This is a genomic window from Streptomyces sp. VNUA24 (genome assembly GCF_029167005.1).
Classification (GTDB): Bacteria; Actinomycetota; Actinomycetes; order Streptomycetales; family Streptomycetaceae; genus Streptomyces; species Streptomyces scabiei.
The window spans coordinates 3444481-3462364 of record NZ_CP119143.1; the positions used below are offsets into that span (position 1 = coordinate 3444481).

General features: G+C 72.5%; 16 protein-coding genes and 1 riboswitch. Of the genes, 6 read left to right on the top strand and 10 right to left on the bottom strand.

Annotated features, from left to right (window positions below; all coding sequences use genetic code 11):
• Window positions 1-5 precede the first annotated feature (5 nt).
• Window positions 6-659: a response regulator transcription factor gene (locus PYR72_RS14345; protein ID WP_009340866.1), complete on the bottom strand. Its 654-nt coding sequence runs from the start codon at window positions 657-659 to the stop codon at window positions 6-8.
• A gap of 418 nt (window positions 660-1077) precedes the next feature.
• Between PYR72_RS14345 and PYR72_RS14350 the strand changes: the two genes are divergently transcribed.
• The gene (locus tag PYR72_RS14350) at window positions 1078-1242 is read left to right on the top strand and encodes a hypothetical protein (protein WP_005481595.1); all 165 of its coding nucleotides are present in this window, start codon (window positions 1078-1080) and stop codon (window positions 1240-1242) included.
• A gap of 130 nt (window positions 1243-1372) precedes the next feature.
• Here the strand turns inward: PYR72_RS14350 and PYR72_RS14355 are convergent, their stop codons facing one another.
• Window positions 1373-2191 carry an inositol monophosphatase family protein gene (locus PYR72_RS14355; RefSeq protein WP_275455725.1) on the bottom strand — a complete coding sequence of 273 codons (819 nt, stop codon included), beginning with the start codon at window positions 2189-2191 and terminating at the stop codon, window positions 1373-1375.
• Between the two features lie 8 nt (window positions 2192-2199).
• Window positions 2200-3330: a ferrochelatase gene (locus PYR72_RS14360; protein ID WP_275455726.1), complete on the bottom strand. Its 1131-nt coding sequence runs from the start codon at window positions 3328-3330 to the stop codon at window positions 2200-2202.
• A 150-nt stretch (window positions 3331-3480) separates the two neighbouring features.
• On the opposite strand from PYR72_RS14360, the gene PYR72_RS14365 reads away from it, so the two are divergent.
• From PYR72_RS14365 to sepH, 3 genes are all read left to right on the top strand, one after another.
• Window positions 3481-4722, top strand: coding sequence for an MFS transporter (locus PYR72_RS14365; RefSeq protein WP_275455727.1), 1242 nt, complete (start codon window positions 3481-3483; stop codon window positions 4720-4722).
• Complete coding sequence (locus PYR72_RS14370) at window positions 4682-6001, top strand: D-arabinono-1,4-lactone oxidase (protein WP_275455728.1); 1320 nt, start codon at window positions 4682-4684, stop codon at window positions 5999-6001. Before PYR72_RS14365 ends, PYR72_RS14370 begins: the two co-directional genes overlap by 41 nt.
• 417 nt (window positions 6002-6418) lie before the next feature.
• Window positions 6419-7453, top strand: coding sequence for a septation protein SepH (sepH, locus tag PYR72_RS14375; protein WP_275455729.1), 1035 nt, complete (start codon window positions 6419-6421; stop codon window positions 7451-7453).
• Window positions 7454-7651: 198 nt separating this feature from the next.
• Here the strand turns inward: sepH and PYR72_RS14380 are convergent, their stop codons facing one another.
• The gene (locus tag PYR72_RS14380) at window positions 7652-8479 is read right to left on the bottom strand and encodes a sulfurtransferase (protein WP_275455730.1); all 828 of its coding nucleotides are present in this window, start codon (window positions 8477-8479) and stop codon (window positions 7652-7654) included.
• 322 nt (window positions 8480-8801) lie between these two features.
• Between PYR72_RS14380 and PYR72_RS14385 the strand changes: the two genes are divergently transcribed.
• Window positions 8802-9596: a VOC family protein gene (locus PYR72_RS14385; RefSeq protein ID WP_275455731.1), complete on the top strand. Its 795-nt coding sequence runs from the start codon at window positions 8802-8804 to the stop codon at window positions 9594-9596.
• 57 nt (window positions 9597-9653) lie between these two features.
• Here PYR72_RS14385 and PYR72_RS14390 read toward each other — a convergent pair whose 3' ends face one another.
• From PYR72_RS14390 to PYR72_RS14405, 4 genes are all read right to left on the bottom strand, one after another.
• Window positions 9654-10301, bottom strand: a complete 648-nt coding sequence (locus PYR72_RS14390) for a thymidine kinase (RefSeq protein WP_020114136.1) — start codon at window positions 10299-10301, stop codon at window positions 9654-9656.
• 61 nt (window positions 10302-10362) lie between these two features.
• Window positions 10363-11550, bottom strand: coding sequence for a nucleotide pyrophosphatase/phosphodiesterase family protein (locus PYR72_RS14395; RefSeq protein ID WP_275455732.1), 1188 nt, complete (start codon window positions 11548-11550; stop codon window positions 10363-10365).
• On the bottom strand, window positions 11550-12137 hold the full coding sequence (locus PYR72_RS14400) for a DUF5998 family protein (RefSeq protein WP_013000227.1): 588 nt from the start codon (window positions 12135-12137) through the stop codon (window positions 11550-11552). Before PYR72_RS14400 ends, PYR72_RS14395 begins: the two co-directional genes overlap by 1 nt.
• 155 nt (window positions 12138-12292) lie before the next feature.
• Entirely contained in the window at window positions 12293-15187 is a 2895-nt protein-coding gene (locus PYR72_RS14405) for a GNAT family N-acetyltransferase (protein ID WP_275455733.1), read from the bottom strand.
• 190 nt (window positions 15188-15377) lie between these two features.
• Between PYR72_RS14405 and PYR72_RS14410 the strand changes: the two genes are divergently transcribed.
• On the top strand, window positions 15378-15659 hold the full coding sequence (locus PYR72_RS14410) for an HPr family phosphocarrier protein (protein WP_019061039.1): 282 nt from the start codon (window positions 15378-15380) through the stop codon (window positions 15657-15659).
• Between the two features lie 178 nt (window positions 15660-15837).
• On the opposite strand, the gene PYR72_RS14415 is transcribed toward PYR72_RS14410, so the two are convergent.
• Window positions 15838-16542 (bottom strand): GntR family transcriptional regulator, encoded by a 705-nt coding sequence (locus tag PYR72_RS14415; protein WP_275455734.1) that lies wholly within the window; start codon window positions 16540-16542, stop codon window positions 15838-15840.
• Between the two features lie 200 nt (window positions 16543-16742).
• Window positions 16743-17531 (bottom strand): M23 family metallopeptidase, encoded by a 789-nt coding sequence (locus tag PYR72_RS14420; RefSeq protein ID WP_059081509.1) that lies wholly within the window; start codon window positions 17529-17531, stop codon window positions 16743-16745.
• A 13-nt stretch (window positions 17532-17544) separates the two neighbouring features.
• A riboswitch (cyclic di-AMP (ydaO/yuaA leader) is annotated at window positions 17545-17714 on the bottom strand.
• Window positions 17715-17884 lie beyond the last annotated feature (170 nt).

Genomic DNA, 17884 nt, shown 5'->3' on the forward strand with positions numbered 1-17884 from the left:
GCGGATCAGATCCGGTAGCCGGAGCCGGGCACGGTGACGATGACCGGGGGCTCGCCCAGCTTGCGGCGCAGCGTCATGACGGTCACCCGTACGACGTTGGTGAACGGGTCGGTGTTCTCGTCCCAGGCCTTCTCCAGGAGCTGCTCCGCCGAGACGACCGCTCCCTCGCTGCGCATCAGCACCTCCAGCACCGCGAACTCCTTCGGCGCCAACTGGACCTCCTTGCCGTCGCGGAAGACCTCGCGGCGGTTGGGGTCCAGTTTGATCCCGGCCCGCTCCAGGACCGGCGGCAGCGGCACGCTCGTCCGCCGGCCGAGGGCCCGTACGCGGGCGATCAGCTCGCTGAAGGCGAACGGCTTGGGCAGATAGTCGTCGGCGCCGATCTCCAGGCCCTCGACGCGGTCGCTGACGTCACCGGACGCGGTCAGCATCAGCACGCGCGTGGGCAGGCCCAGCTCGACGAGCTTGCGGCAGACGTCGTCGCCGTGGACGAGGGGGAGGTCGCGGTCGAGGACGACCACGTCGTAGTCGTTGACGCCGATGCGTTCCAGGGCGGCCGCACCGTCGTACACGACGTCGACGGCCATGGCCTCCCGGCGCAGTCCGGTGGCCACCGCATCGGCGAGCAGCTGCTCGTCCTCGACGACGAGTACGCGCACGTCGCTTGTCCTTCCTGTGTCCACCCGCGTAGCGCGCCGAGGGCGCGCACGGGCGGGGTGTGCGTGGGTGTGTGGACCTCCATCCTGCCTTTTTCAGCCGTAAGTCGGCTGTAAGGCGGCCCTTCGGCGGGAAGGCCGCGGGCGCGGGGCGCCGCACGCGGGATTTTTTCGTCCGGCCGAGGTTTCCGTCCGGGAGACCGGGGGGAGGACGGCTTTACACCCCGCGATCACGCTCCGCTTGTGCCGCACCACCATGCGGTACGCGGCAATCCGCTTTTCCGCAGGAGCGGGCGTGGGTGTCCGGCACCGTCGCCGCCCGGCCCGGGTGGCGCTGGGCATCCACAGGAGACGTGATCGCCCCTTCCGAACGGCACACCCCCGTGCCATCGACCCACGACCCAGGACGAGGGGGCGCAGCATGGACGCTTTCACCGCAGGACTTCTGCAGCGCATAAGGACGACCGAGTCCGACCTGACCAGGGCTCGCGACGAGGGCGACGACTTCCTCGCCGAGGTGGAGCAGGGCGAGCTCGACGACCTGCGCCGCCTCGCCGCCGACCACGGCGTGGAGGTCGGCGCCTAGGGCCACAGGCCCTGGTCGTCCGGTTCTCCCGGCCCACCGCCCCAGCCCGCACGCACCACGGCGGGCCCCCGCCAGATCCAGGCCGGGGGCCCGCCGCTTTTTTTCGCGCGTCCGCTCAGTCGTGCCCCGCTCAGTCGTGCCAGGCGCCGAGGTCCTCCAGGCGGGTCTGGAGGACCTCGAAGAGGCCGGGCGGGGCTGCGACGGTCAGCTCGGGCGAGAGGGGCTCCGAGGGGCGGCCACCGGTCAGGGCGCCCGCCTCCCGGGCGATGAGGTCGCCCGCCGCGTAGTCCCAGGGGTTGAGGCCCCGCTCGTAGTAGGCGTCCAGGCGGCCCACGGCCACGTCGCACAGGTCGATGGCGGCCGAGCCGCCGCGCCGGATGTCCCGCACGTACGGGATCAGCTCGCGCAGCACGTCGGCCTGCCGGGCCCGCCGTTCGGCGCGGTAGCCGAAGCCGGTGCCGACCAGGGCCAGCCCCATCTCCGGGGCGGGGCGCACGCGTGCGGGACGGTCGTTCAGGTACGCGCCCTCGCCGAGGACGGCCCGGAAGGTCTCGCCGCGCTCCGGGGCGTGGACCACGCCCACGACCGTCTCGCCGTTCACCCGGACAGCGATGGACACCGCCCAACTCGGCAGCCCGTAGAGGTAGTTGACGGTGCCGTCGAGGGGGTCGATCACCCATTGGACACCGCTGGTGCCCTCCACGCTGGCGCCCTCCTCGCCGAGCACGCCGTCGTGCGGCCTGCGCTCGGCCAGCAGGCCGGTGATCAGCTTCTCGGAGGCGATGTCCATCTCGGTGACGACGTCGACCGCGCTGGACTTGGTGGCGGCGACCCCCAGGTCGGCGGGGCGGCCGTCGCGCAGGAAGGTCCCCGCGCGGCGGGCCGCCTCCAGGGCGGTCTCCAGCAGGTCGGCCCGCAGGCCCTCGGGGTGCTCTGGCTGGTCGGTCACGGTGCTCCTCACGCGTACGGGCTGTCGGCGCCCGCGGCTGCGGGCCTGGGGGCGCGGGCCGGGCAGCAGCCGACCGGGCACAGGTTGTGGCTCGCGCCGAGCGCACCGAGGGCGCACGGGGTGACCGCGTCCTCGCCGCGTTCGACCGCCGCCCGCTCCAGGACCAGGTCCCGGATCGCGGCGGCGAAGCGCGGGTCGGCGCCCACCGTGGCGGAGCGGCGGACCGGCAGCCCCAGTTCCCGGCCCTTGGCCATGGCCTCGGTGTCGAGGTCGTACAGGACCTCCATGTGGTCCGAGACGAACCCGATGGGTGCCATCACGACGGCCGGGACCCCGGACGCGTGCCGCTCCTCCAGGTGGTCGCAGATGTCGGGCTCCAGCCACGGGATGTGCGGGGCGCCGGAGCGGGACTGGTAGACGAGCTGCCAGGGGTGCTCCACGCCGGTCCGCTCGCGCACGGCGTCGACGACGAGCCGCGCGACGTCCAGGTGCTCGGCGACGTAGGCACCGCCGTCCCCGTGGTCCTCGGCCGGGCCGGAGGTGTCCGCCGAGGCGTTCGGGATGGAGTGCGTGCAGAAGGCGAGGTGCGCGCCGTCGCGCACGTCCTCGGGAAGGTCGGCGAGCGACCGCAGGACGCCGTCGATCACGGGCTCCAGGAAGCCCGGGTGGTTGAAGTAGTGCCGGATCTTGTCGATCCTCGGCGGCTCCAGGCCCTCGGCCTCCAGCGCGGCGAGCGAGTCGGCGAGGTTCTCGCGGTACTGGCGGCAGCCCGAGTACGAGGCGTACGCGCTGGTGGTCAGGACCAGCACGCGGCGGCGGCCGTCGGCGGTCATCTCACGCAGCGTGTCGGTCAGATAGGGCGCCCAGTTGCGGTTGCCCCAGTAGACCGGCAGGTCCAGCCCGTGCTCGGCGAAGTCCTTGCGGAGGGCGTCGAGCAGGGCGCGGTTCTGGTCGTTGATCGGGCTGACCCCGCCGAACAGGAAGTAGTGCTGTCCGACTTCCTTGAGGCGTTCCTTGGGGATGCCGCGCCCCCGTGTCACGTTCTCCAGGAACGGGACCACGTCGTCCGGGCCCTCCGGGCCGCCGAACGAGAGCAGGAGCAGGGCGTCGTAGGGGGTGGCGTCGTGCGCGTGTGGCATGGCGTCGATCCTGCCACCCGGCGCCGACGGCCGGGATCCCGGCCCATACCCGAGGATGACTTAGGGTGACCTCACCCGTAAGCTGTATCGGCCGCGGTCACGCCTTACGCGGACGCCTCTCCTCCGCCTACCGGACCGACCGGAGACCCCGTGCCCAGCCCCTACACCGCCCTGTTCGCCGCCCCCGGCACCAAGAGCTTCACCGCCGCGGGTCTTCTCGGGCGGATGCCGCTGTCCATGATGGGCATCGGCGTGGTCACGATGATCTCCCAGCTCACCGGACGGTACGGCCTGGCGGGCGCGCTGTCGGCGACGATCGCGCTGTCCGCCGCCGTGCTCGGCCCGCAGATCTCGCGGCTGGTGGACCAGTACGGACAGCGGCGGGTGCTGCGCCCGGCGACCCTGGTCGCGCTGACCGCGTCGGCCGCGCTGCTGTTCGCCGCGCACCACTCCTGGCCGGACTGGGTGCTGTACGTCTGCTCGGCCGGCATCGGCTGTGTGCCGAGCCTCGGCGCGATGACCCGGGCGCGCTGGGCGGCCCTGTACCGGGACACCCCGCAACTGCACACGGCGTACTCCTTCGAGTCGGTCGTCGACGAGGTCTGCTTCATCTTCGGGCCGATCATCTCCATCGGGCTGTCCACCGTGTGGTTCCCGGAGGCGGGTCCGCTGCTGGCGGCCTGCTTCCTCGCGGCCGGCGTCTTCTGGCTCACCGCCCAGCGGGCGACCGAACCGGCGCCGCATCCGCGCGGGCGGCACGACAAGGGCCGTTCGGCGCTGCGCTCGCCCGGACTGCAGGTCCTGGTGGCCACCTTCGTGGCCACCGGAGCGATCTTCGGAGCCGTCGACGTGGTGACCGTGGCCTTCGCCGAGGAGCGGGGCCACAAGGCCGCCGCGAGCGTCGTCCTGGCCGTGTACGCGGCCGGTTCCTGCGCCGCGGGCATCGTCTTCGGGCTGCTGCGCTTCGCCGGGGCGGCGGAACGACGGTGGCTGCTGGGCGTGTGCGCCATGGCCGTGAGTATGATCCCCCTCCTACTGGTCGGAAACTTGCCGTTCCTGGCCGTGGCGCTCTTCGTCGCCGGACTGTCCATCGCACCCACGATGATCACGACGATGTCCCTGATCGAGGAGCACGTACCACGCACGCAACTGACCGAGGGCATGACCTGGGTGGGCACCGGGCTCGCGGTCGGGGTGGCGCTCGGTTCCTCGGTCTCCGGCTGGGTGATCGACGCCGCCGGGGCGCGGGCGGGGTACGTGGTTCCGGCGGCGTCCGGAGCCGTCGCGGTCGCGGTGGGTTTCCTCGGGTACCGCCGGCTGCGCAGGCCGGCTCCTAGGCGGGGAGGGCCCCATGAGCACCACCGTGATCGGCAAGAGCGGCACGTGGCGTAACTGGGCGGGGAACGTCACCGCCCGGCCCGTGCGGGAGGTCACTCCCGCCACGGTCGAGGAACTCGCCGCGGCCGTACGGCGGGCCGCCGAGGACGACCTGCGGGTGAAGGCCGTCGGCACGGGCCACTCGTTCACGGCCGCCGCCGCGACCGACGGCGTGCTGATCCGTCCCCAACTGCTGACGGGCATACGGAAGATCGACCGTGAGGCCATGACCGTCACGGTCGCCGCCGGCACCCCGCTCAAGCGGCTCAACATGGCCCTCGCGCGCGAAGGGCTGTCGCTCACGAACATGGGCGACATCATGGAGCAGACGGTCTCCGGCGCGACGAGCACCGGAACGCACGGCACGGGCCGGGACTCGGCCTCGATCGCCGCCCAGATCCGGGGACTCGAACTGGTCACCGCGGACGGCTCGGTCCTCACCTGCTCGCCCACCGAGAACCCCGACGTGTTCGCCGCCGCCCGTGTCGGCATCGGCGCCCTCGGCATCGTCACCGCGATCACCTTCGCCGTGGAGCCGATCTTCCTGCTCACGGCGCGCGAGGAACCGATGCCGTTCGAGAAGGTCATGGCCGAGTTCGACGAACTGCACGCCGAGAACGAGCACTTCGAGTTCTACTGGTTCCCGCACACCGGCAACACCAACACCAAGCGCAACAACCGCAGCGCGGGCCCCGAGAAGCCCGTGCCCCAGCTGAACAGCTGGTTCGAGGACGAGTTCCTCTCCAACGGCGTCTTCCAGGTGGCCAACTGGGTGGGTCAGGCGGTCCCCGCCACCATCCCGACGATCGCGCAGATCTCCAGCCGCGCCCTGTCCGCGCGGACCTACACCGACATCCCCTACAAGGTCTTCACCTCCCCGCGCCGGGTGCGGTTCGTGGAGATGGAGTTCGCCGTGCCGCGCGAGGCCCTCGTGGACACGCTGCGTGAACTCAAGGCGATGGTCGACCGTTCGAAGCTGCGCGTCAGCTTCCCCGTCGAGGTGCGCACGGCTCCGGCCGACGACATCACGCTCTCCACCGCCTCCGGCCGGGAGAGTGCCTACGTCGCCGTCCACATGTTCAAGGGCACGCCCTATCAGGCGTACTTCACCGCCGCCGAGCGGATCTTCACCGCGCACGAGGGGCGGCCGCACTGGGGCAAGGTGCACACCCGCGACACGGACTACTTCGCCAAGGTCTACCCCCGGTTCGGCGAGTTCACCGCGCTGCGCGACCGGCTCGACCCCGAACGGCGTTTCCAGAACGACTACTTGCGCCGGGTGCTGGGCGCCTAGTCGGTCCCGGGATGTCGGTGATCGTGTGACGCGCGTCCCTCCCGAGGTCACGAAAAGGTCTGCTCCTGCGGCCGATTGACGTCACCCGCGAGAAGTCGGGCGGCGCGGCGATCCACGCAGGTGGCCCGAATGGAGTACTGTTGCGAGCCCTGGGTCCGGACTCCCGCCAGGGTGTCCGGGGCCTCCAAGGACCGCCGGGAGGGGGATCGTTGCACAGGGTGATGAGGTTCGTCACTTAGCGTTGCGAATTGATAACCGTGCCATAACGGCGGTCCCGGGCCCACGCCCGACACGCCGGGCAACTCGGCAAGGTTGTGGCAGGCTGCACCCGGGCAGGCCACACTCGACTAGCGGAACACTCGACTAGCGGAAGCAGCGACGCACGTGACGTCGGCAGGCACCACCCGGGAGGTCCCCATGCCCGAACTGCGTGTCGTGGCCGTCTCCAATGACGGCACACGGCTGGTGCTGAAGGCTGCCGATTCCACGGAGTACACGCTGCCGATCGACGAGCGGCTGCGTGCCGCCGTGCGCGGCGACCGTCCTCGCCTCGGTCAGATCGAGATCGAGGTGGAGAGCCATCTCCGCCCCCGTGACATCCAGGCGCGGATACGCGCGGGTGCCACGGCCGAGGAGGTCGCGCAGCTCGCCGGCATCCCCGTCGACCGGGTGCGCCGGTTCGAGGGCCCCGTCCTCGCCGAGCGCGCCTTCATGGCCGAGCGGGCCCGCAAGACCCCGGTCCGCCGCCCCGGAGAGAACGCGGCCGGACCCCAGCTCGGCGAGGCCGTCCAGGAGCGGCTGCTGCTGCGCGGCGCCGAGAAGGACACCGTCCAGTGGGACTCCTGGCGTCGGGACGACGGCACCTGGGAAGTGCTGCTCGTGTACTGCGTCGCCGGTGAACCGCACTCGGCGAGCTGGACGTACGACCCGCCCAGACGGCTCGTCCAGGCCGTCGACGACGAGGCCCGCTCGCTGATCGGCGAGTCCGACGACCTCGGGTCGCCCGAACCGAGCTTCCCGTTCGTGCCGAGGATCGCCCGGCTGCCCCGCGACCGCCCCCTGGACCGCCAGGCGGACCGGCCCGCCCTGCCGGGGCCGCCCGAGTCCGACGAGGAACTGGTGAGCGAGCGCGACTCGCTGACCAGCATCCTGGAGGCCGTCCCCAGCTACCGGGGCGACCTGGTCGTGCCCGAACTGCCCTCCCTCGAACCGCAGGAGGAGTCCACTTCCGTCGAGGAGGTGGCGGAGGAGGAGTCCGCGGCCCCCGCGGCCTCGGCCGGTTCCGCGTACGCGGACGTCCTCATGCCGCGGTCGGTCAACGGCCACCGCGACCGGCTGATCGGCGCCACCGACCGGCAGGCCGAGGCGGACGGCGTCCGCCCGGGCCGGCGCGCGGCGGTGCCGAGCTGGGACGAGATCGTGTTCGGTACACGGCGCAAGAAACAGGAGTAGCGGGCCTACGGCGGTGGGGGGTCCGACCGGTCGTCCCGAGGGACCGGTGTGCTCGTCTGTGTCTCCGGCGGTGTCCTGTCCGCGCCGTCACCGACGCTGTCCGATGGTGTTTTTTGTTGGTGCAGGATCGGTTATTCATACGGGTGAGGGGCCCGCGTCGTTCAGGCGCGGGCCCCTCGGCCTTCCGTCAGCGCCCGTTCACCGGGGGTCGGGGCCGGTGGCGACCGGCCGGCTCCCGTCCCGGGACCACTCCGACCACGAGCCCACGTACAGCGCCGCCGGGATGCCGGCGACGGCCAGGGCCAGCACCTCGTGGGCCCCGGAGACGCCGGAGCCGCAGTACACGCCGACCTCGGTGTCGGGCCTCGCGCCGAGTCCCTTGAAGCGGTCGGCGAGTTCGGCGGCGGACCGGAAGCGGCCCGATTCGGCCACGTTCTCCGTGGTGGGGGCGGACACCGCACCCGGGATGTGACCGCCGACCGGGTCGATGGGCTCCACATCACCGCGGTAGCGCTCGGCGGCCCGGGCGTCCAGCAGCAGTCCGGTGCGGGCCAGCTCGGCGGCGCCGTCCGCGTCGAGCAGCGGCAGCGCGCCGGGGGCGGGCTCGAAGGTGCCGGGCGCGGGCTGCGGGACCTCGGCCGTCAGAGGACCCTCCCAGGCCGCCAGACCGCCGTCCAGGACCCGTACCGAGGGGTGCCCCGCCCAGCCGAGCAGCCACCACGCGCGCGCGGCGGCCCAGTTGAGGCCGCCGTCGTAGACGACGACGGGACGGTCGGCGCTGACCCCGGCCGCCCGCATCGTCGCGCCGAGGGCGCCGGTGTCGGGCAGCGGGTGACGGCCGCCGGAGCCCGCCGGGCCGGCCAGTTCGGCGTCCAGGTCGACGAAGACGGCTCCCGGGATGTGGGCCCTGTCGTACTCGGGACGCAGGTTCGGGCCGCCCAACTGCCAGCGGACGTCCAGGAGGACCGGCGGGCGGGGGCCGGCCAGTTCGCCGGCGAGGTCGGCGGCGGAGATGATGGCGTTCATGGCTCCATCCTCGCGTACGGGGTGGCCGCGTCGCCCGGGTCCGGCTACTCTGCCCGCCGGGCGATGCCGATCACCGGGTGTACGGGATCGGACACATGCCGTACAGCCGATGGACCTCGCACGGCCGCGCCGCGGACAGCGCCCGGTACCGGATCGTCCGGCATCCTCGGGCACGTACGCCGGGCGCGGCGGTGCGGCGCGGGTCCGGCTCGCCATGGGTGGTGCGAGCATCGGCACGGGGCGTGATCGCGCGCGGACGCGGTACACGCGTACCGAGGGCGGACGGACACGGCCACCGCGAGGGGCCGAGGAGAGAGTGACGATGACCGAGGCACGGGGGTCGGCCGGCCCGAGCGGCGCCGCGTACCCACCGGGCACGCCCTGCTGGGTGAGCCTGATGGTGCACGGGATGGCCACGACCCAGGAGTTCTACGGGGCCCTGTTCGGCTGGGAGTTCCAGCCCGGCCCCCAGCAGCTCGGCCCGTACGTACGGGCCCTGCTCGACGGGCGCCAGGTGGCGGGCATCGGACAGCTCCCGCCCGACCGCCATCTCCCCGTCGCCTGGACGCCGTACTTCGCCTCGGACGACGCGGACCGGACCGCGGAGACCGTACGGCACTGCGGCGGCACCGTCGGCGTCGGTCCGCTGGACGCCGGTGAGGCGGGCCGCCTGGTGATCGCCTCCGATCCCGCGGGGGCGGTCTTCGGCGTCTGGCAGGCCGCGGAGCACCTCGGGGCGGACATCGGCGGAGTCCCCGGCACCCCGGCGTGGGACGAACTCCTCACCGTCGACAGCTCGCTGGTCGCCAAGTTCTACGAGACGACGTTCGGCTACGAGGAGGAGCCCCTGGTCTCGGCCGACGACGACTACCTCACCCTGCGCGTCGCGGGCCGTTCCGTCGCCGGCATCCACGGGGTCGGCGACACGCTCCCCCGCGACCGGGGTCCGCACTGGTTGACCTACTTCGAGGTGGCGGACCCCGACGAGGCCGCCAACCGGGTCATCGAACTCGGCGGGCGGGTCCTCGAACCCACCCACGACACCCCGCACGGCCCGGTGGCCACACTGGCCGATCCGGAGGGCGCGAAGTTCGCCGTGGTGCACACACAGCGCTGAACCGCCCGCTGTGCCCGTCGCCCGATCGGGTGATCCCGGGGGCGCCCAGCGGTCCCGTCAGACCGTCTCGACGGGCAGGACGTCCGGGGCGAGGGCGCTCGCGTGCGCGGAGGCCGCCGTCATCCGGCGGCGGTGGTGACGGCGGCAGAGCACCTCGTAGCCGATGTCGTCGGGCTGGTTGACGTCGCCGACGACCACCTGGGCGCCCTCGACGACCATCTGGCCGCCTATGGTGCGGGCGTTGTGGGTGGCGCGGGCGCCGCACCAGCACAGGGCCTCCACCTGGAGCACCTCGACGCGGTCGGCCAGCTCCACCAGGCGCTGGGAGCCGGGGAAGAGCTTGGAGCGGAAGTCGGTCGTGATGCCGAAGGCGTACACGTCCAGGCTCAGGTCGTCCACGACGCGGGCGAGCTGGTCGATCTGCTCGGGGGCGAGGAACTGGGCCTCGTCCGCGATCACGTAGTCCGCGCGACGGCCCTGGGAGAGGTGGTCGACCAGGTACGCGTAGAGGTCCTGCCCGTCCTCGACCTCCACGGCGTCGGTGACCAGGCCGAGCCGCGACGACAGCTTGCCCTCGCCCGCGCGGTCGTCCCGCGTGAAGATCATGCCCTGGAGGCCGCGCGCCGAACGGTTGTGCTCTATCTGGAGGGCCAGCGTCGACTTCCCGCAGTCCATGGTTCCGGAGAAGAACACCAGCTCGGGCATGGTGAGTTGAGCACCTTTCGGCATGGACGGCGACGGGCGGGGCCGGGGGGCGGGCAGGGCGTCAGGAGCGTACTTCGAGGAGCGGGACCAGCTGTTCCGCGGGGGTCATCGAGCCGTGGTTGCCGACCATCGCCGACTCCTTGGGCTCCCGTTCGGAGGCGGTGATCAGGACGTCGTCGTGTGCCGCCGCGACCACGTCGCCGATGCGGGCGTACACACGGTCGTCGATCCGCGGTCCGAACCAGCCCGCCGCGATCGCCTCGTCGCGCGAGGCGATCCAGAACTGCTCGCCCAGCACCTCGCGCCAGCAGGTCAGGACGTCCGCCTCCGCGCCCGGCACCGCGTACACATGGCGGGCCCGGCCCTCGCCGCCCAGCAGGGCGACCCCGGCCCGCAGCTCCCAGTCCTCGTCGAAGTCGATGCGGTGCTGCTCGTCGAACGGGACGTCGAGCATGCCGTGGTCGGCGGTGACGTACAGGGCGGTGCGCGGCGGGAGTTGCTCGGCCAGCCGCTGGACCAGCCGGTCGACGTGCATGAGCTGGCCGCGCCAGGCGTCCGAGTCGACGCCGAAGCGGTGTCCCGCGCCGTCCAGTTCGGAGTAGTACGTGTAGATCAGCGCGCGGTCCCCGGCGGCCAGTTGCTCCGCGGCCACGTCCATGCGGTCGTCGCCGGAGAGCCGGCCGTGGAAGGTGCCGCCGCTCAGCGCGATCTTCGTGAGGGGGGTGTTCTGGAAGGCCGGGGAGGTGACCTGCGCGGTGTGCACACCCGCCCGGTCGGCGAGCTGGAAGACCGTGGGGTACGGCTGCCACACCTTCGGCTCCGTCCACGGCTGCCAGCGGAGCTGGTTCATCAGCTCCCCGGTCCGCGGGTCGCGGACCGTGTAGCCGGGCAGTCCGTGCGCGCCCGGCGGAAGGCCGGTGCCCACGGAAGCCAGGGAGGTCGCGGTGGTGGCGGGGTATCCCGCGGTGAGCGGGCGGCCGGTGCCGCCGCGCGAGGACGCCAGCAGCGCGTTCATGTAGGGCGCCTCGTCGGGGTGCGCCCTCAGCTGCTCCCAGCCCAGGCCGTCGACGAGGAACACGCAGGCCCGGTCGGCCGGGGTCAGCTCCGGTATCGCCGCGGTCGTTCCGGGAACCCCCATGCCCGCCGCGAGGGTGGGCAGGAGATCGGCGAGCGAGCCGGTCCCGTACTCGGGGACGGGGGCGGAGCCGAGGGTGAGGGGTTCCGGGTCGTCCCAGGTGGGCAGCGCCATCAGCGGGCGGTGTCCGCGGTCGCCTCGGAGAGGGACTGCGCGAAGGCGAGGGCCTGGCGCACGGTCTCCGGGCCGTCCCCGGCCTCGCTGACGCGCAGGCTGAGGTCGTCCGCCGTCGAGCTGCCCGTGTAGCCGTGGTCCGCCTCGCAGTTGGGGTCGCCGCAGGCGGCGGGCTCCAGGTCGATACGGGAGACGGCACCCCAGCCGATGGTCAGGACGACCTCGCGGGGCAGGGTGCCCGGCGTGTACGACTCGGGGTTGGCGACGACACGGCTGAGCACGACCGACGAGATCCGGCCGATCTTCACCGACTCGGTCGAGGTCGTGGCGTACGGGGTCGGCGAGGTGGTGTCCGCGGCCTGCTCGTCGGTGTGGCTGACGATGAAGCGGTTGCCCGTGAGGACGAGGACGGTGACATGCCGCCGCACCTCGTTCGCGTCGAACGTCGTCTCCTGGTGGACCAGGTACGACTTGATGGCCTCGCCGCCGACAGCGGCCTCCACCGCCTCGGCCACGAGGGCCGGGTAGTAGCCGCTGCGCTCGATCGCCGCACGCAGCCCCTGGGTCGTCGTACTGGTCTTGGCCATGATGTCCATCCTACGGGGGCGCACTGACTGCGAGGGACCGCTCTGCCGTCTCCGTTCTGTCGTGGACGGATCAAGTGGACGGATCGATGCGGGCAGCCGCGCGCCGGGCCCCGCGGGTCGCGGGTCGTCCCCGGCGCTCCCGCGGCGGGCGTCCCTCAGTAGACCGGCAGCGTCCTCGGGCCGAGGTCGTCGCGCAGGGGCGGGCGGGCGAGCCGGACGGTGGCGCCGAGGACGCTCAGACCGTGCGGGGCGACGACGACGGGTTCGAGGGAGACCGCCACGACCTCGGGGTGGTCGTCGACCAGCCGCGAGACGCGCAGCAGCAACTCCTCCAGCGCGTCCGTGTCGACGGGGGCGGAGCCCCGCCAGCCGAAGAGGAGCGGCGCCGTCCTGATCGACCGGACCAGTGAGGCCGCGTCCCGTTCGGTGGCCGGAATCAGGCGGTGGGCCATGTCGCCGAGCAACTGCGAGGCGGGTCCCGCGAGCCCGAACGAGAGCACGGCTCCGGCGGCCGGGTCCACCACCGTCCGGACGATCGTGTCGACCCCGCGCGGGGCCATGCCCTGCACGACCGGGCGCAGTTCCCCGGGGCTCCCGAACAGCTCGGTCAGCTCCGTGTACGCCCGGCGCAGCTGCTCCTCGTCCGCCAGGTCGAGCCGGACGCCGCCGAGGTCGGCCCGGTGCCGCAGGTGCGGGGCGGTGGTCTTGAGCGCGACGGGGTAGCCGATGGCCCCGGCCGCCCGCGCCGCCTCGTCGGGGGTGGGGGCGGGCCACGCCTGCCGCAGGCGGATGCCGTACCGCCCGAGCAGCGCGCCCGCCTCCTCGGCGCCGAGCGTGAGCCCCTCACCCCTGGACAGCAGCGCGTCGATCCGCTCGGCCGCCCCCTTCTCGTCGATGTCCTCGTACGCGGGCACCCGTCCCGGTTCCGCCGCCTCCCGCCGCCACTGCGCGTAGTGGACGGCCTCGGAGAGCGCGCGGACGGCCCGCTCGGCGGCCGGGTAGGCGGGAATGAGCCGGGAGGAGGGCTCGGTCGCGGCGCCCGTCGCCTCTCCCGCCTCCGGCGTCGCCCGGACCTCGGCGGCGGCCGGCAGCTCGCGCGGCAGGGGGGCGGGGCCGTCGGTGCCGGGGGCCCGGTCGCCGGCCTGCGGTGCCGTGCCGGGCGCCCGGTCGCCGGCCTGCGGTGCCGTGCTGGCCGCCGCCGACAGTGCCTCGGCCAGCCCGCCCAGCTCGACATGGACGACGAGCACCGGCTTCGAGGGGTTCGCGGCGGCGGCCGAGCGCAGCGCCTCGGCCAGGGCCGCGTCCCCCGGAGACGTCTCCCCCAGGGTCGGTATGGCCGTCACCACCACCGCGTCGCACGTGTCGTCGGCGAGCGCCCGGGACAGGGCCGCGTGGAAGTCCCGTGCCGAGGCCCCGGTCGTCAGGTCCAGCGGCCGGAGCGGGCTCAGCCCCTCGGAGAGGCAGGCGTCGTACGTGAGCATCCCCAGCGACTCGGAGTTCCCGAGGATCGCCACCCGGGGCCCCGCCGGCAGCGGCTGCCGGGCCAGCAGCAGCCCCGCGTCGACCAGTTCCGTGATCGTGTCGACCCGGATCACGCCGGCCTGCCGCAGCAACGCGGACACGGTGGTGTGCGGCAGCTCGGTGGCGCGGACGGCGTGCCCCTGCGGCGCGGAACCGTGACGCGCTCCCTGCACCACCACGAGCGGCTTGACCGCCGCCGTGCGCCGGGCGAGACGGGTGAACTTGCGCGGGTTGCCGATGGACTCCAGGTACATGAGGACGACATCGGTGTCCGGGTCCTCGTACCAGTACTGCAGGACGTCGTTGCCGGAGACGTCCGCGCGGTTGCCGGACGACACGAACGTGGAGACGCCCGTGACACCGGTGACCCCTCCCCCGCGCCGGTGCAGCCGGGACAGCAGCGCGATGCCGATGGCGCCGGACTGGGCGAAGAGGCCGATGCGCCCGGAGCGCGGCGCCTCGGGGGCGAGCGAGGCGTTGAGCCGCACGTCCGGGGCGGTGTTGATGATCCCGAAGGCGTTGGGGCCGATGATGCGCATGCCGTAGGTGCGTGCCTGGCGCACCAGTTCGCGCTGGCGCTCGCGCCCGTCGGGGCCGCTCTCGGCGTACCCGGCGGAGATGACGACGAGCCCCTGCACGCCGTGTTCCCCGCACTCGGCGACGACCTCGGGGACGTGTGCGGCGGGGACGGCGACGACCGCGAGGTCGACGGGCTCGCCGATGTCGGTGACGGACCGGTGGGCGGGCACCCCGTCGATGTCCTTCTCGTCCTCGCCGAGGGCCCTGTTCACCGCGAACAGCCGCCCGGTGAAGCCCGCGGCCCGGAGGTTGGCGAGGACGCCGCGGCCCACTCCCCCCGGTGTGCGCCCGGCGCCGACGACGGCGACCGAGCCGGGGGCGAGCAGACGCTGCACGGACCGGGCCTCGGCGCGCTGCTCCCGGGCGCGCTGCACGGCGAGGGAGCGGTCGGTGGGCTCCAGGCCGAACTCCAGGCGGACGACGCCGTCCTCGAAACTGCGCCTCTGCTGGTACCCGGCGTCGGTGAACACCTTGATCATCTTGCTGTTGGCGGGAAGCACCTCGGCGGCGAAGCGTCTGATGCCGCGTTCGCGGGCGACGGCGGCGATGTGTTCGAGGAGGGCGGAGGCGACGCCGCGGCCCTGGTGGGCGTCCTGGACGAGGAAGGCGACCTCCGCCTCGTCGGCGGGGGCGGACGCGGGCATCCCGTCGGGGCCGATGCGGTCGTAGCGTACGGTGGCGATGAACTCGCCGCCGACCGTGGCGGCGAGCCCCACCCGGTCCACGAAGTCGTGGTGAGTGAAGCGGTGGACGTCCTTGGCGGACAGGCGAGGGTACGGCGCGAAGAAGCGGTAGTACTTCGACTCGTCCGAGACCTGCTCGTAGAAGCTGACCAGACGCTCGGCGTCATCGACGGTGATGGGCCTGATGCGTGCGGTGCCGCCGTCGCGCAGCACCACGTCGGCCTCCCAGTGGGCGGGGTACTCGTGCCGGTCCGACGAGGTCTGCATGGGCCCCAGAGTACGGCTCGCGTCCGGCTGTGGCGCGGGGCAGTCTGGGGAAGCACAACAGAAGCGCGAGAGCCGGTTCGTGGCCAGGCCGTGGGCCCGTTCCACTCCGTCGCGCCATATGGGAAACTGGTCTAGACAACCCGGTCCAGACCACTCTGCACCACCCGAGACACCTGAAGGGCAGCATCACATGGCTGAGCGCCGCGTCAACGTCGGCTGGGCCGAGGGCCTCCACGCCCGACCCGCATCCATCTTCGTCCGGGCCACCACGGCCTCCGGTATCCCCGTGACGATCGCCAAGGCCGACGGGAACCCCGTCAACGCGGCCTCCATGCTGGCGGTCCTGGGCCTCGGCGCCCAGGGCGGCGAGGAGATCGTGCTCGCCTCCGAGGCCGAGGGCGCGGACGCCGCGCTCGACCGTCTGGCCAAGCTCGTGGCCGAGGGACTGGAAGAACTCCCCGAGACGGTCTGAACCACCGGGCGACCGGCCGGCCCGAACGGAAAAAGGCCCTGAAAGGCCGGCCGTACACATGTGGAGGGCTCGTCCGATTTATCGGGCGGGCCCTTCGCCTTTTCGTTCCTTTTCCGTTCTGCGGGCAGCAGAAATAATGCCCCACGGAATTCTTGCCTCTTTGTATACGGCTTCCGTGTTAATGCCGCAGGCTCGGCGTGTTTACGGGGTGTTGCGAAGTCCTCACACGGTCCGGGCGGTCGGGCCCGCCGGCCCCGCCCGGAAATCGGAACCGGTGCGCGGCGGTGGCACGCTCGGTGTGCAGGGACGTGATCGTGCGGGCCCGGTCGCTGTCCCCGCGCGCGACGGCGTCCACGATCCCGCCGTGCTCCGCCCAGGACTCCACCGGGTCGGCGGGCGCCTCGACCGCGTACATCCACGCGATCTTGTGCCGCAGCTGGGCGAGTGTCGAGGTCAGGGCAGGGCTGCCGGACGCCTGTGCGAGCGTCTCGTGGAACCAGCCGCCCAGGGAGCGCAGATCCTCGCTGGTGCCCCTCCTGGCCCGCTCCTGGCCCAGCCTGACGAGGCCGCGCAACACCTTGAGGTGCGCCTCCGTGCGGCGCTGGGCGGCCCTGGCGGCACCCAGCGGCTCCAGCAGCATGCGCATCTCCAGCAGGTCGGCAGCCTCCTGCTCGGTCGGCTCGGCGACGCACGCGCCCGCGTGGCGCCGGGTCACCACGAAGCCCTCGGCCTCCAGCGTGCGCAGCGCCTCACGGACGGGGACCCGGCTGACGCCGTACCGGCGGGCGAGCAGTTCCTCGGTGAGGCGGCTGCCGCGCTCGTAGACACCCGCGACGATGTCGTCCCGGATCGCCGTGCATACCGAATGCGCCGGAATACGCATGACCGACCTCCGCCTTAATCCCCGTGAAACGTCGATGATTGACGCGTGTTCCAGCGACTCTATTGCAGCGGGACGGAATTTCCGATGGCGGACCGGAATCCAGGGATATTTTTTGGACAGGAGGCGCGCCACAAGAGGTTCACGCAACGCGAAAGGCCCCGGCTCGTGAGCCGGGGCCTTCGAAGGCGTGGAGCGAGGTGTCAGACGTTCACACCGTGCGCGCGCAGGTAGGAGACGGGGTCCATGTCCGAGCCGTACTCGGCCGTGGTGCGGGCCTCGAAGTGCAGGTGCGGGCCGGTGACGTTGCCGGTCGCCCCGGAGAGGCCGATCTGCTGGCCGGGGGTGACCGTCTGGCCGACGGAGACGCCGATGGACGACAGGTGGCCGTACTGGGTGTACGTGCCGTCGGTCATGCGGATGACGATGTTGTTGCCGTAGGCGCCGCCCCAGCCCGCCTCCACGACGGTGCCGGAGCCGACCGCCAGGACGGCCGTGCCGGTGGCGGCGTGGAAGTCGACGCCGGTGTGGCTGCCGGAGGACCAGACGGCGCCGCCGGCCTTGTAGCCGGTGGAGATGTAGGAGCCGGTGATCGGCGAGACGTAGGTGTTGAGGCGCTCGCGCTCGGCCGCACGGGCGGCGCGGGCCTTGATCTCCTCGCGCTCCTTGGCGGCGGCACGCTCCTGCTCGGCCTTCTCGGCGGCGGCCTTGCGGGCCTCCTCCTGCGCCTTCTTCTTGACCTCGGCGACCTCGGCGGCCTGCTGCTGGGCGGCGGCCTGTGCGTCGACCTGGTCGGCGACCGTGTCACCGAGGACGATGACCTGGTTCAGGCCGGTCTGCTCGACGGCGGGCTCCTCCGCGGCGAGCGCGGGGCCGGCCAGGGTGCCGATGACGCCGGTGGTGGTGAGAGCGGCGACGCCCACGTTCCTCGTGGTCGTGCGCGACACACGGCCGGGACGGCGGTGCTTGCCAGGGGCGCGGGTGAACGCCATGAAGTGGCTGGTCCTTTCCTTCCTTCTCGCCTACCGGGTTAGCTGACGGGTTCGGAGCAGGAAGGTCTCCTACGGCTGCCCCCCGTTTCGCGTGGCTCGCGAAGGGCACCCGATTCACCCCAGGGACTTCGGTGGGTCCCCGGCTCCCCAGGCTCGCGCCTCGGGACTCGGCGATGACTGTCCGGTGCCGCGGCTGCGGCGAACATCTGACGAACAGCCGGACCGACGCTAAGTGGGCCGTCTTCGAAATAACAAACGGATCACAGGATTTGTTAACTACGCCACAGGTCAGACACACAACCTCCGCCATCAAACGGACAAAAGTGGGCCCTGGTGACTCTTCCGTCACCAGG

Bases quoted from the DNA above. Each gene is read 5' to 3' on its own strand.
- sepH (WP_275455729.1), top strand. From the start codon at position 6,419: ATGCCCGAACTGCGTGTCGTGGCCGTCTCCAATGACGGCACACGGCTG.
- PYR72_RS14420 (WP_059081509.1), bottom strand. From the start codon at position 17,531: ATGGCGTTCACCCGCGCCCCTGGCAAGCACCGCCGTCCCGGCCGTGTG.
- PYR72_RS14415 (WP_275455734.1), bottom strand. From the start codon at position 16,542: ATGCGTATTCCGGCGCATTCGGTATGCACGGCGATCCGGGACGACATC.
- PYR72_RS14390 (WP_020114136.1), bottom strand. From the start codon at position 10,301: ATGCCCGAGCTGGTGTTCTTCTCCGGAACCATGGACTGCGGGAAGTCG.
- PYR72_RS14400 (WP_013000227.1), bottom strand. From the start codon at position 12,137: ATGGCCAAGACCAGTACGACGACCCAGGGGCTGCGTGCGGCGATCGAG.
- PYR72_RS14350 (WP_005481595.1), top strand. From the start codon at position 1,078: ATGGACGCTTTCACCGCAGGACTTCTGCAGCGCATAAGGACGACCGAG.
- PYR72_RS14360 (WP_275455726.1), bottom strand. From the start codon at position 3,330: ATGCCACACGCGCACGACGCCACCCCCTACGACGCCCTGCTCCTGCTC.
- PYR72_RS14405 (WP_275455733.1), bottom strand. From the start codon at position 15,187: ATGCAGACCTCGTCGGACCGGCACGAGTACCCCGCCCACTGGGAGGCC.
- PYR72_RS14385 (WP_275455731.1), top strand. From the start codon at position 8,802: ATGACCGAGGCACGGGGGTCGGCCGGCCCGAGCGGCGCCGCGTACCCA.
- PYR72_RS14370 (WP_275455728.1), top strand. From the start codon at position 4,682: ATGAGCACCACCGTGATCGGCAAGAGCGGCACGTGGCGTAACTGGGCG.
- PYR72_RS14395 (WP_275455732.1), bottom strand. From the start codon at position 11,550: ATGGCGCTGCCCACCTGGGACGACCCGGAACCCCTCACCCTCGGCTCC.
- PYR72_RS14380 (WP_275455730.1), bottom strand. From the start codon at position 8,479: ATGAACGCCATCATCTCCGCCGCCGACCTCGCCGGCGAACTGGCCGGC.
- PYR72_RS14410 (WP_019061039.1), top strand. From the start codon at position 15,378: ATGGCTGAGCGCCGCGTCAACGTCGGCTGGGCCGAGGGCCTCCACGCC.